The sequence below is a fragment of the Paraburkholderia sp. genome (assembly GCF_036488795.1).
In the GTDB taxonomy this organism is placed as follows: Bacteria; Pseudomonadota; Gammaproteobacteria; order Burkholderiales; family Burkholderiaceae; genus Paraburkholderia.
Genome location: NZ_DASXHA010000029.1, coordinates 1 through 12398, shown reverse-complemented (window position 1 = coordinate 12398; position 12398 = coordinate 1). Strand labels below are relative to the sequence as shown.

The following is a 12398-nucleotide window of genomic DNA, read 5'->3' as shown; positions in this document are numbered from 1 at the left end:
TGAGCACGGTGCCTTCGTACACCTGGCCCACTTCGACTTCCAGCGTGATGTTCTCGATACGCTTCTTCGCTTCGGCCATCCCTTCGCTGCTCGTGCTTGCGATGGTGACGATGCCGTCGTCCGAAATATCGATTGTCGTGCCGGTTTCTTCCGTCAGCGCGCGGATCACCGAACCACCCTTGCCGATCACGTCGCGAATCTTTTCCGGATTGATCTTGATGGTGATCATGCGCGGTGCGAACTCCGACAATTGCGTGTTCGCACCCGACACAGCCGAGGTCATCTTGCCGAGGATGTGCATACGGCCTTCCTTCGCTTGCGCGAGGGCGACCTGCATGATTTCCTTGGTGATGCCCTGGATCTTGATGTCCATCTGCAGCGCGGTCACGCCTTGTTCCGTACCCGCCACCTTGAAGTCCATGTCGCCGAGGTGATCTTCGTCGCCGAGGATGTCGGTCAGCACGGCAAACTTGTTGCCTTCGAGGATCAAGCCCATGGCGATGCCGGCGACGTGCGCCTTCATCGGCACACCGGCGTCCATCAGCGCGAGGCAGCCGCCGCACACCGAAGCCATGGACGACGAACCGTTCGATTCGGTGATTTCCGACACGACGCGGATCGAGTAGCCGAATTCGTCGGCGCTCGGCAGGCATGCTGCCAGCGCGCGTTTGGCGAGACGCCCGTGACCGATTTCACGGCGCTTCGGCGAACCGACGCGACCCGTTTCGCCGGTCGCGAACGGCGGCATGTTGTAGTGGAGCATGAAGCGTTCGCGGTACTCGCCTTCGAGCGCGTCGATGTTCTGCTCGTCGCCCTTCGTGCCCAGCGTTGCGACCACCAGTGCCTGGGTTTCGCCACGCGTGAACAGTGCCGAACCGTGGGTCCGCGGCAGCACGCCGGTACGGATTTCGATCGGCCGCACGGTACGCGTGTCGCGGCCGTCGATACGCGGCTCGCCTTCGAGGATCTGGGTACGGACGATCTTCGCTTCGATGTCGAACAGCACGTTGCCGACGGTTGCCTTGTCGGCCGCCGCCGCGCCGCCTGCTGCAGCGTCTTCTTCCAGCTTCGCCGACACGGCTGCGTAGACTTCCTTCAGCTTGGTCGAACGCGCTTGCTTGTCGCGGATCTGATAGGCCGCGAGCAGATCGCCCTGCGCCAGTTCCGTCACGCGCGAGATCAGCGCTTCGTTCTTCGGCGCCGGTTGCCAATCCCATTCAGGCTTGCCGCCTTCGCGCACGAGTTCGTGGATTGCGTCGATCGCGACTTGCATCTGTTCATGACCGAACACCACGGCGCCGAGCATCACTTCTTCGCTCAGTTGTTGCGCTTCCGATTCCACCATCAACACCGCGCGTTCCGTACCGGCGACCACGAGATCGAGCGCCGAGTCCTTCATTTGCGGACGCGTCGGGTTCAGCACGTATTCGTTGTTAATGTAGGCCACGCGCGCAGCGCCAACCGGGCCGTTGAACGGCAGACCGGACACCGCGAGTGCCGCCGACGCGCCGATCAGCGCGGGGATGTCGGCGGGGATTTCCGGGTTCAGCGACAGGACGTGAATCACGACCTGCACTTCGTTGTAGAAGCCTTCCGGGAACAGCGGGCGCAGCGGACGGTCGATCAGGCGCGAGATCAGCGTTTCGCCTTCCGACGGGCGGCCTTCGCGACGGAAGAAGCCACCGGGGATCTTGCCTGCTGCGTAGGTCTTTTCGAGGTAATCGACGGTCAGCGGGAAGAAATCCTGGCCCGGCTTGGCCGTCTTGGCGCCGACAACGGTCGCCAGCACAACGGTGTCTTCGACGTCGACGATCACGGCGCCGCTAGCTTGACGGGCGATTTCACCGGTTTCGAGGCGAACGTTATGTTGTCCCCACTTAAATTCTTTGACGATTTTATTGAACATAGTCATTCCTTCACTCATCGTTATGCCGCGCGGACCAGAAGCGGCGCGGCAACGCCAGGACCAGCGCTACACGGGAAGAGGTGTGTTATGCCATTCCAGAGAACCACGCCAATGCGCGAACCGCTGGAATGACACAAAGCTCTACCATGAAGCCCGGCCGTGTTATGTGTTACCCACTGCATGAACCGGCATGCAAGCCGCGGGCAACGACTGGTTTGCTTCACATGCACGTGAAGCGCACCGTTCAAAAACAAAATGCCTGCATCAGCGAAACTGACACAGGCATCTTGCTGAGAGCGCCTAACCGCGCGCCCGATTACTTACGCAGACCCAGCTTCTCGATCAGCGTGCGGTAACGATCCGCGTCCTTACCCTTCAGGTAGTCGAGCAGCTTGCGACGGCGGCTCACCATGCGCAGCAGACCGCGGCGGCTGTGGTGGTCCTTCGTGTGGGCCTTGAAGTGGACGGTCAGTTCGTTGATGCGGGTGGTCAGCAGAGCGACCTGAACTTCGGGGGAGCCGGTATCGTTAGCGGCACGTGCAAACTGCGCAACGACTTCGGACTTCTTGCTTGTTTCAACTGCGGACATATCGATTTCCTTAAGAACTAAACAGGCGGTCACGGAAGAAAGGCCGTGCCGTGGGTTACAACGAGGCGCGTATTGTAGCACAGCCCAAACGCCCGGCGAAACCCGCTGTGATGGCCGGCCTCGGGGCTTCCCCCCGTGCTGCAGCGGCACCTTTCCCGCGCCGCTCGAAGCGCGCGACGCAAGCGCTTCAAGGCCGGCTCATATGGCACGTCGTGGCCGGGACGGTCCGCTCAGGCGGCAACGCCAGCACCGTGCGAAAGCCATAGCCCGAGCCTTCGTTGTCGAAACGCACGCCTCGCGTGCCTGCCTTGTCCATCTCCATCACGTAAAGGGGCTGGATCAACTGGTGATCGTCGGCTCGCATCCACGACGGATGAAAGCCGTTGTCGAACTTCATGCCCTCCAGCGCCTTCGCGACGGCCGCGGGCTGAGCGCTGCCAGCCTTGTTCATGGCTGCGGCGAGCATCTCGATCATGATCTCCATGCGCAGGACCGGGTAGTCGTCCTGCGCGGCCGGGAAGCGGGTGCGGAACGACTTGTACCAGGCATCCGATGCGGCACCGCCCGCATTGGGATGCCAGTCGGCCACGGCCAGCACCCGCTGCACGCCCGCGTCGCCAAGCGCGGCCGGCGCACCGAGGCCATTGCCGTAGAAGGTATAGAAGCGCGTGTCGAGGCCCTGGTCGCGCGCGGCCTTGACGAGCAAGGTCAGGTCGTTGCCCCAGTTGCCTGTGACGACCGCGTTGGCGCCGCTCGCGTGGATCTTCGCGATGTACGGCGCAAAGTCTTTTACCCGGCCGATCGGATGAAATTCGTCGCCGACGATCGCGATGTCAGGGCGCCGCGCCGCCAGCGCAGAGCGTGCCAGCGTACTTACGTCGTGTCCGAAGCTGTAATCCTGGTTCAGCAGATACACCTTCTTGACCGACTGATCGCGCTCGATCACGTCCGCCAGCGCGTCCATACGCATGCCGGCGTGCGCGTCGAAGCGGAAATGCCAGAAGCTGCAACTGGCGTTGGTCAGGGCGGGATCGTCGGCGGAATAGTTGAGGAACACCTCGCGATTGTCCGGCTCGCGGACGTTCTGCTTGTCGATCGCGCCGATCAGCGCCGCCGCCACCGCCGAGCTATTGCCCTGCAGGATATAGCCGATATGGCGATCCGCCGCCGCCCGGAGCTGCACCAGCGCCTCTTCGGTGCTGCCCTTGCTGTCCAGCACGACCAGTTCGAGCGGATGCGCGCCGTCGGCCAGTTTCACGCCGCCGCGCGCATTCACCTGCTCGACACCGAAGCGCAGATTGCGCTCCACCATCGCGCCGGCGTTCGCAAACGGGCCGGACATGCCTTCGATCAGCGCGAGCTGAATGGGCGCCCCGTTCAACTGGGCGCCGCTCTCGCCCGCTGCCCGCAGGTTCGTCACCCCGGCCGCCAGCGCGATCGCCAATAGCGCCGCAGCCGCGCCACGCCCCCACTTTGCCGCCATGTGCAGCTCCTTCCTCTGAATCGCTCGAAGCGCGGATCATAGGGCGCGCGCGGCGGAATAAGCAAGCGGGTCGGACCGTTCTATGAGTGGCCAATGCGCGCAAATGTATTGCGCGCTCCGAAAATCTTTTGCGGGTTCGCGTGTCAAAATATCGAGTGTCGATGATAAAAATGACCCGCCCCAAGCCTCCGGAGGAATTCATGCTTAACCGCCTCACATCCGCGTCCGCCGCGCGCGCCAAACCGGCGCGGCGGCGCGTGCATCTGCGGCACGCCGCGCTTGCCTGCCTTGGCGCGCTGCTGCTCGCCGGCTGCGCGCAGCCGTGGCAGCGGTTTCAGGCGGGCGAGGACGAATCCACCATCATCGCGAAGCTCGGCGCACCGCGCGAAACCTATGACCTGCCCAACGGCGGCAAGCGCCTGATGTGGCCCACCCAGCCCATGGGCGAAACCACCACCGCCGCCGACATCGACGCCTCCGGCAAGATCGTCAACGTACGTCAGGTCCTGCAGCCTAATGAGTTCTACAAGGCCCAGATCGGCACGTGGACCCGCAGCGACGTGCTGGTCAACTTCGGCCGCCCGGAGGAAACGTCGTACTACCCGCTGATGAAGCGCCAGGTCTGGACCTATCGTTATCTGGAAGACAACGTCTGGTACATGATGTACAGCTTCTATTTCGATGACCAGGGCGTGCTGCGAACCACGCAAAAGACGCCGGACCCTCTGCACGATCCGGATCGCCGCAGCTTCTTCTGAGCCTCGACGCGCGCTGAACCATCCGGCGCGCATGGGCTGGCGCCCCATGCAAAAAGGCCCTCGCCGTAGTGTGGCGAGGGCCTTCTTTATGTTGCGTAGGACGGCGCGGCTCGCGCCGCCGAACCCGCTTGACGCTTACACGCCTTCCGAACGTTGCGGATTCAGCTTGTCCGCATTCGAATGCAGCTTGTTGAGCGCCGAAATATAAGCCTTCGCGGAAGCCGCGACGATATCCGGATCAGTGCCGACGCCGTTCACAATGCGGCCGCTCTTCGACAGACGCACCGTCACTTCGCCCTGCGCCTGGGTACCCGTTGTAATGGCGTTCACCGAATACAGCAGCAACTCCGAGCCGCTGCCGACTTCCGTTTCAATCGCGTTCAGGGTTGCGTCCACCGGACCGTTGCCGCGCGCCTCGCCGGTCACTTCCTGACCTTCGACCGAGAACACGATGCGCGCATGCGGCTGCTCGCCCGTTTCCGAATGTTGCGAGAGCGACAGGAACTTGTAGTGCTCCTTTTCCTGTGCTTCGGCGGACTCTTCGGTGACGATCGCAATAATGTCCTCATCGAAGATTTCCGACTTGCGATCGGCCAGCTCCTTGAAGCGGACGAATGCGGCGTTCAGCTCGCCTTCGCTTTCGAGCGCAATACCGAGTTCCTGCAAGCGCTGTTTGAACGCGTTGCGGCCCGACAGCTTGCCGAGCACGATCTTGTTCGCGCTCCAGCCCACATCTTCGGCGCGCATGATTTCGTAGGTGTCGCGCGCCTTCAGCACGCCGTCCTGGTGAATGCCCGACGCGTGCGCAAACGCGTTTGCCCCCACCACTGCCTTGTTCGGCTGCACGACGAAACCGGTGATCTGCGATACCAGTTTCGAGGCCGGCACGATCTGCGTCGTGTCGATGCCGAGATCGAGGCCGAAGTAATCCTTGCGGGTCTTCACGGCCATCACGATTTCTTCGAGCGAGGTGTTACCCGCACGCTCGCCGAGACCGTTGATCGTGCATTCCACCTGACGCGCACCGCCAATCTGCACGCCGGCAAGCGAGTTGGCCACCGCCATGCCCAGGTCGTTGTGGCAGTGCACGGAAAACACCGCTTTATCCGAGTTCGGGATGCGCTCGCGCAACGTCTTGACCAGCTGGCCATACAGCTCCGGCACACCATAGCCGACCGTATCGGCAATGTTGATGGTGGTCGCGCCTTCGGCGATGACCGCTTCCAGCACGCGGCACAGGAAATCCATATCCGAGCGGCTGCCGTCTTCCGGCGAAAACTCCACGTCATTGGTGAACTTGCGAGCGAACCGCACGGCGAGCCTCGCCTGCTCGAACACCTGATCCGGCGTCATGCGCAGCTTCTTTTCCATATGCAGCGGCGAAGTCGCGATGAACGTGTGGATGCGGAAATGATCCGCCGGCTTCAGCGCGTCGGCGGCGCGCTGGATGTCCTTGTCGTTGGCACGGGCGAGCGAACAGACCGTGCTGTCCTTGATCATCGACGCGATCGTATGGATCGCGTCGAAGTCGCCGTTCGAGCTGGCCGCAAAGCCGGCTTCGATCACGTCGACCTTCATCCGCTCGAGCTGCTTCGCGATACGGATTTTTTCTTCTTTCGTCATCGACGCACCGGGCGATTGCTCGCCATCGCGCAACGTCGTGTCGAAAATGATCAGTTTGTCTGCCATCTCGGGTCTCCTGGGAGGATTCGGTCAATAAGGGGATCGAAAAACGGAATTCGGGTGTTCGCGCCACCGCAGGCGACGCCAAACAACGAACGAGGCAGACGGGGGGCGAAAACGATCAGCGCGGTAGGCGCGCTAGCGCTAGCACGCATAGCAGCGCGCCGGCTTGGAGAGACTGGAAGGGAAACTGGAAAGTAACCATTCAGCGACTATAGCGGCATTCCGAAAATCCTGCAATTGGGCCGACACCTGCCCTGAAACGCCCGCCCGGCGTGCATGCCAAGCAAAAACGGCAGCCTGCCGGCTGCCGTTTTCGGTTCAACGCAAGTCTCGCGACTGGCGCTCAACGGTCGTGCTGCACCGAGCGGGCCGGATTCGCCCTGCCCCGCAAAACCTGATAGCCCCAGAACACATAGCCGGACAGGCCGTACAGCACGAACAGGCCGAACAGCATCAACGGCGGATCGGACGACACCAGCACGAAGGCGACCACCACCAGCAAGATCACGCCGAATGGCACGCGATGCCGTACGTCAAGCGCCTTGCCGCTATAGAACGGCGCGTTCGACACCATCGTCACGCCGGCGTAGATGGTCAGCACGAAGGCCACCCACGGCAGCCAGACCAGCTTGACGGGCACGCGATTGTCCGTGGCGAGCCACACGAAACCGGCGATCAGCGCAGCTGCAGCCGGACTCGGCATGCCCTGGAAAAAGCGCTTGTCGACCACGCCGATGTTCGTGTTGAAGCGCGCGAGACGCAACGCCGCGCCCGAGCAGTAGACGAACGCCGCGAGCCAGCCCCAGCGGCCGAGATCCTTCAGCACCCACTCGTACATGACGAGCGCCGGCGCCACACCGAACGACACCATGTCCGACAGGCTGTCGAACTGCTCGCCGAACGCGCTCTGCGTATGCGTCATACGCGCAACGCGACCGTCCATGCCGTCCAGCACCATGGCTACGAAGATCGCAATCGCCGCGACCTCGAAGCGCACGTTCATGGCCTGCACCACGGCAAAGAAGCCGCAGAACAGCGCGGCCGTGGTAAACGCGTTGGGCAGCAGATAAATGCCGCGCTTGCGCAAGAACTGCTGGCGCGCGGCGCGGCGGCTGTCGATTGCGCCTGGCTCCTGCGCCATCGGCTTGTTGCGGCGGAACGGCCGCGGCTGCGGTGCAGTGTTGTTACGCGGTCGACGTTTGAATGCGGCCATCGGAAAACCTCCTTTGTGCCGCTTTACAGTTCGAGTTCAGCAAGGATGGTCGACGACGCCGAAACCTTCTCGCCGATCGACACGCGCGGACGGCTGCCCACCGGCAGATACACGTCGACACGCGAACCGAAACGGATGAAGCCGTAGCGCTGACCGCGCGTGAGCGGCTCGCCGGTACGCACGTAGCAGAGAATGCGGCGGGCGATCAGGCCGGCAATCTGTACCGAGGTGACGGTGTGGCCCGTGGCGGTTTCGATCACCAGCGCGTTACGCTCGTTCTCGAGCGAAGCTTTATCGACTGCCGCGTTCAGATAAGCACCCGGAAAGTATTCGACCTTCGAAATGGCACCGTCTACCGGCGAGCGTTGCGAGTGGACATTGAACACGTTCATGAACACACTGATTTTCAGCGCTTCACGGTTGGCATACGGATCATGGGTGGTTTCGACGGCGACGATGCGTCCGTCAGCCGGACACAGCACCGCATTGGCCTGGCTGGGAATGGGACGCGCCGGATCGCGGAAGAACTGCACGACGAAGATGAGCAACAGCCAGAACAGCCAGGCAAAGCCGAATCCGCCGAAGGCTTGGATCAACAACGCAACGACGGCCGCGATGGCGATAAATGGCCAGCCTTCGCGCGCGATGATCGGATGTGGGTAATTCATGGATGGATTGGCTTCTGTATTTTTGTAAAACCGTAGGATAGCAAAAGCCGCCCAGGGTTCAGCACCCTTGGACGGCTTTTTGCATTACAGACGCCTGCGCGCGTAGCGCAAGCGTCAGTCGTGAACGACCGGACCCGCTCAGTTCTTCGACTGGTCGACCAGCTTGTTCTTAGCGATCCACGGCATCATCGCGCGCAGCTTCGCACCGACCGTTTCGATCTGGTGTTCGGCCGTCAGACGGCGGCGCGATTGCAGCGTGGGTGCGCCAGCGCGGTTTTCGATGATGAAGCTCTTCGCGTACTCGCCGGTTTGAATGTCGGTGAGGACCTGCTTCATTGCCTTCTTCGTTTCCGCCGTCACGATCTTCGGACCCGTCACGTACTCGCCGTACTCGGCGTTGTTCGAGATCGAGTAGTTCATGTTGGCGATGCCGCCTTCATAGATCAGGTCGACGATCAGCTTCAGTTCGTGCAGGCACTCGAAGTACGCCATTTCCGGCGCGTAGCCTGCTTCCACCAGCGTTTCGAATCCGGCCTTGATCAGGTCGACCGTACCGCCGCACAGCACGGCTTGTTCGCCGAACAGGTCGGTTTCGGTTTCTTCGCGGAAGTTGGTTTCGATGATGCCGGCACGGCCGCCGCCATTCGCCGCCGCATACGACAGCGCGATGTCGCGTGCGGCGCCCGACTTGTCTTGCGCGACAGCGATCAGGTGCGGCACGCCGCCACCTTGCGTGTAGGTACCGCGCACCGTGTGGCCCGGCGCCTTCGGCGCGATCATGATGACGTCGAGGTCGGCACGCGGAATCACCTGGCCGTAGTGCACGTTGAAGCCGTGCGCGAACGCCAGCGCCGCGCCTTCCTTGGCGTTGCCGTGCACTTCCTTCGCATAGACTTCGGCGATCTGCTCGTCCGGCAGCAGCATCATGACGACGTCCGCGCCCTTCACAGCTTCAGCCACTTCCTTGACAGCGAGGCCGGCGTTTTCGGCCTTGCTCCACGATGCGCCACCCTTGCGCAGTCCGACCGTCACGTTCACGCCGCTTTCCTTCAGGTTCAGCGCGTGCGCATGGCCTTGCGAGCCATAACCGATGATGGTGACTTGCTTGCCCTTGATGAGGGAGAGGTCAGCGTCCTTGTCGTAGAAAACTTTCATGTCTGTTCCTTGGCTAAATTCGGTGAAATCAGTGAAATTCAAGTGGTGCGAATCTGTTGCATGGCCAGGTGGGTGCAGGCACTGCCCGGCCTCGATCGACAAACCCAACCGGCGTCAAACCTTCAGAATGCGTTCGCCGCGACCGATCCCCGAGCTGCCCGTACGGACCGTTTCGAGAATCGCGGTGGCGTCGAGCCCTTCAATGAAGGCATCGAGCTTGTCGCTCGCGCCCGTCAGTTCGATGGTATAGGTCTTTTCGGTGACGTCGATGATGCGGCCGCGGAAGATATCCGACATCCGCTTCATCTCTTCACGTTCCTTGCCGACCGCCCTCACCTTGATCAACATCAGCTCGCGCTCGATATGGGCGCCCTCGGTAAGGTCGACCACTTTCACCACCTCAATCAGGCGGTTCAAATGCTTCGTGATCTGTTCGATCACGTCGTCCGAGCCAATGGAGACGATGGTCATGCGCGACAGCGAACGGTCTTCGGTCGGGGCCACCGTCAAGGTTTCAATGTTGTACCCGCGTGCGGAAAACAGCCCGACCACGCGCGACAGCGCGCCCGGTTCGTTTTCCAGCAGGACGGAAATAATGTGTCTCATGTTTCGCTTCTTCCAGATGTGTGATGTATGCGAGCCGGTTTGCGCCGCTTCGTCCGCTTACGCTTTTTTTGAAAGCGCGCATGACGCAGCCAACGCCGCATTGACCAGAATGCTGACCGTCGTTATAGATCTTCCGCCCCGAGGAGCATCTCGGTGATGCCCTTGCCGGCCTGAACCATCGGCCAGACGTTTTCGGTCGGATCGGTCTGGAAATCGAGAAACACCGTGCGATTCTTCAGGCGCAGCGCTTCTTTCAGCGCCGGCTCGACGTCCGCGGTCTTCTCGATGCGCATCCCCACATGGCCATAGGCCTCGGCGAGCTTCACGAAATCCGGCAGCGCATCCATGTACGAATGCGAATAGCGCTTGCTGTATTCGATCTGCTGCCACTGGCGCACCATGCCCAGGTAGCGGTTGTTCAGCGAAATGATCTTGATGGGCGTCTCGTACTGCTTGCAGGTCGAGAGTTCCTGAATACACATCTGGATCGAGCCTTCGCCCGTGATACAGAGCACGTCGTCGTCCGGGTGCGCCATCTTCACGCCCATCGCCGCCGGCAGGCCGAAGCCCATCGTGCCGAGGCCGCCGGAGTTGATCCAGCGGCGCGGCTTGTTGAAGCGATAGAACTGGGCCGCCCACATCTGGTGCTGGCCGACGTCGGAACACACGAAGGCATTGCCGTCGGTCAGTTCGTACGCCTTTTCCACCACGTATTGCGGCTTGATGATGTCGCTCTTGCGGTCGAACTTCAGGCAGTCTTTGGCGCGCCAGGCTTCGATGTCCTTCCACCAGTCGGCGAGCGCCGCGCTATCCGGGCCGTGATCGGCCGTCTGCAGCTGCTCGATCAGCTCCTTCAGCACTTCCTTGACGTCGCCGACAATAGGAATGTCGACCTTGACGCGTTTGGAGATGGACGACGGATCGATGTCGATATGGATGATCTTGCGCGGCCGCGAGGCGAAATGCGCCGGATCGCCGATCACACGGTCGTCGAAGCGCGCACCGATGGCGATCAGCACGTCGCAGTGCTGCATGGCCATGTTGGCTTCGTACGTGCCGTGCATGCCGAGCATGCCGAGGAATTTCTTGTCGCTCGCGCGGTAGCCGCCCAGTCCCATCAGCGTGTTCGTAACGGGATAGCCGAGCAGATCGGCGAACTGGTTGAGCTCACGTGCCGCATCCGCGAGGATGATGCCGCCGCCCGTGTAGATGTACGGACGTTTCGCGGAGAGCAGCAAGGACACTGCCTTGCGGATCTGGCCGGAATGGCCCTTCGTCACCGGGTTGTACGAGCGCAGCGAGACGCTCTTCAGCGGTTCGTACTGGCAAGGCGTCTTCGACACGTCTTTCGGAATGTCGATCAGCACCGGGCCGGGCCGGCCAGTACGGGCGATGAAGAACGCTTTCTTGACGGTGGCGGCGAGGTCGCGCACGTCCTTCACGAGGAAGTTGTGCTTCACGCAAGGACGCGTGATGCCGACCGTATCGCACTCCTGAAACGCATCCTGGCCGATCGCGGCCGTGGGCACCTGGCCGCTGATCACCACCAACGGAATCGAATCCATGTAGGCGGTGGCGATGCCGGTCACCGCATTGGTGACGCCGGGGCCGGAGGTCACGAGGCACACACCGACCTTGCCGGTGGAACGCGCGTAGGCGTCGGCGGCATGGACTGCGGCTTGTTCGTGGCGCACGAGCACGTGCTGGAATTTGTCCTGCTTGTACAGCTCGTCGTAGATGTAAAGTACCGAGCCGCCGGGATAGCCCCAGACAAACTCGACGTCTTCGTCGGCCAGTGCCTTCATGAGCACGGTGGCACCGATAGAGTCGGTTTCCTGATGGGGAGTCGTATCCGACGTGGAGAATTCCGCGCTGGGCATATTCATTCATTCACCTTTCGAATTTTCGGCAAAAAATTGATCGGGTGCTCTCTGCCGGGCTTGTGGCTCGGGTTCAAGCGGCGCGTCCAGTTGACAGGTGAGCTTCTTGGGCCACACCTCAATTGACACAGTCACTTATGTTGCGAACCGGTGACAATATCTGCTGATCGCCGTGGGGTCAAGCAAATATTTCCGCGTCACGCGCGCGCCAACTGCCAGATTTTGCAAAAAGTTGTCATAAGTAACGATCACACTTCGTGTTTTTCCCCAGCGGCGCGAAAGTTTGTTAGCATCCGCCAGTTTTACGACATTTTTCATCGATATAGCGCACGCTCGCTGCGCCGACCCCCAACGGATGGCATCAGACAAGGAACTCGCCGATTTTCTGGCGGGCGTCGAAAGGCGCGCGTTCAAGCAGACGGTCTACGCCGTGCGGGACGACGACGCCTCGCTC

The 12398-nt window shown here is 61.6% G+C and carries 10 protein-coding genes and 1 pseudogene; 2 read left to right on the top strand and 9 right to left on the bottom strand.

The window, feature by feature from the left end:
- The 3 genes from pnp to VGH41_RS03760 form a co-directional block, all read right to left on the bottom strand.
- On the bottom strand, positions 1-1912 hold a 1912-nt coding region (gene pnp, locus VGH41_RS03770; protein ID WP_331596000.1), incomplete at its 3' end, for a polyribonucleotide nucleotidyltransferase.
- A gap of 310 nt (positions 1913-2222) precedes the next feature.
- Positions 2223-2495 (bottom strand): 30S ribosomal protein S15, encoded by a 273-nt coding sequence (gene rpsO / locus VGH41_RS03765; protein ID WP_331595999.1) that lies wholly within the window; start codon positions 2493-2495, stop codon positions 2223-2225.
- Between the two features lie 187 nt (positions 2496-2682).
- Positions 2683-3978 carry a branched-chain amino acid ABC transporter substrate-binding protein gene (locus VGH41_RS03760; RefSeq protein WP_331595998.1) on the bottom strand — a complete coding sequence of 432 codons (1296 nt, stop codon included), beginning with the start codon at positions 3976-3978 and terminating at the stop codon, positions 2683-2685.
- 200 nt (positions 3979-4178) lie between these two features.
- Here VGH41_RS03760 and VGH41_RS03755 point away from each other — a divergent pair, with 200 nt between their 5' ends.
- Positions 4179-4736 carry a hypothetical protein gene (locus tag VGH41_RS03755; protein WP_331595997.1) on the top strand — a complete coding sequence of 186 codons (558 nt, stop codon included), beginning with the start codon at positions 4179-4181 and terminating at the stop codon, positions 4734-4736.
- 135 nt (positions 4737-4871) lie between these two features.
- Here VGH41_RS03755 and VGH41_RS03750 read toward each other — a convergent pair whose 3' ends face one another.
- The 6 genes from VGH41_RS03750 to VGH41_RS03725 form a co-directional block, all read right to left on the bottom strand.
- Positions 4872-6425 (bottom strand): 2-isopropylmalate synthase, encoded by a 1554-nt coding sequence (locus VGH41_RS03750; RefSeq protein ID WP_331595996.1) that lies wholly within the window; start codon positions 6423-6425, stop codon positions 4872-4874.
- A gap of 340 nt (positions 6426-6765) precedes the next feature.
- Positions 6766-7635 (bottom strand): CDP-diacylglycerol--serine O-phosphatidyltransferase, encoded by an 870-nt coding sequence (gene pssA / locus VGH41_RS03745; protein WP_331595995.1) that lies wholly within the window; start codon positions 7633-7635, stop codon positions 6766-6768.
- 23 nt (positions 7636-7658) lie between these two features.
- The gene (locus VGH41_RS03740; protein WP_331595994.1) at positions 7659-8303 is read right to left on the bottom strand and encodes a phosphatidylserine decarboxylase; all 645 of its coding nucleotides are present in this window, start codon (positions 8301-8303) and stop codon (positions 7659-7661) included.
- Between the two features lie 138 nt (positions 8304-8441).
- The gene (gene ilvC, locus VGH41_RS03735) at positions 8442-9458 is read right to left on the bottom strand and encodes a ketol-acid reductoisomerase (protein WP_331595993.1); all 1017 of its coding nucleotides are present in this window, start codon (positions 9456-9458) and stop codon (positions 8442-8444) included.
- Between the two features lie 114 nt (positions 9459-9572).
- Positions 9573-10064 (bottom strand): acetolactate synthase small subunit, encoded by a 492-nt coding sequence (ilvN, locus tag VGH41_RS03730; protein WP_007175629.1) that lies wholly within the window; start codon positions 10062-10064, stop codon positions 9573-9575.
- Between the two features lie 122 nt (positions 10065-10186).
- A complete protein-coding gene (locus VGH41_RS03725; protein WP_331595992.1) occupies positions 10187-11950 on the bottom strand; it encodes an acetolactate synthase 3 catalytic subunit in 1764 nt (587 codons plus the stop codon).
- Between the two features lie 349 nt (positions 11951-12299).
- Here VGH41_RS03725 and VGH41_RS03720 point away from each other — a divergent pair.
- A pseudogene (locus tag VGH41_RS03720) lies at positions 12300-12398 on the top strand (RNA polymerase sigma factor); the annotation flags it as partial.

Excerpts from the sequence above, each read along its gene's own strand:
- VGH41_RS03755 (WP_331595997.1), top strand. The coding sequence starts at position 4,179 with ATGCTTAACCGCCTCACATCCGCGTCCGCCGCGCGCGCCAAACCGGCG.
- rpsO (WP_331595999.1), bottom strand. The coding sequence starts at position 2,495 with ATGTCCGCAGTTGAAACAAGCAAGAAGTCCGAAGTCGTTGCGCAGTTT.
- ilvN (WP_007175629.1), bottom strand. The coding sequence starts at position 10,064 with ATGAGACACATTATTTCCGTCCTGCTGGAAAACGAACCGGGCGCGCTG.
- VGH41_RS03740 (WP_331595994.1), bottom strand. The coding sequence starts at position 8,303 with ATGAATTACCCACATCCGATCATCGCGCGCGAAGGCTGGCCATTTATC.
- VGH41_RS03725 (WP_331595992.1), bottom strand. The coding sequence starts at position 11,950 with ATGAATATGCCCAGCGCGGAATTCTCCACGTCGGATACGACTCCCCAT.
- VGH41_RS03750 (WP_331595996.1), bottom strand. The coding sequence starts at position 6,425 with ATGGCAGACAAACTGATCATTTTCGACACGACGTTGCGCGATGGCGAG.
- pssA (WP_331595995.1), bottom strand. The coding sequence starts at position 7,635 with ATGGCCGCATTCAAACGTCGACCGCGTAACAACACTGCACCGCAGCCG.
- ilvC (WP_331595993.1), bottom strand. The coding sequence starts at position 9,458 with ATGAAAGTTTTCTACGACAAGGACGCTGACCTCTCCCTCATCAAGGGC.
- VGH41_RS03760 (WP_331595998.1), bottom strand. The coding sequence starts at position 3,978 with ATGGCGGCAAAGTGGGGGCGTGGCGCGGCTGCGGCGCTATTGGCGATC.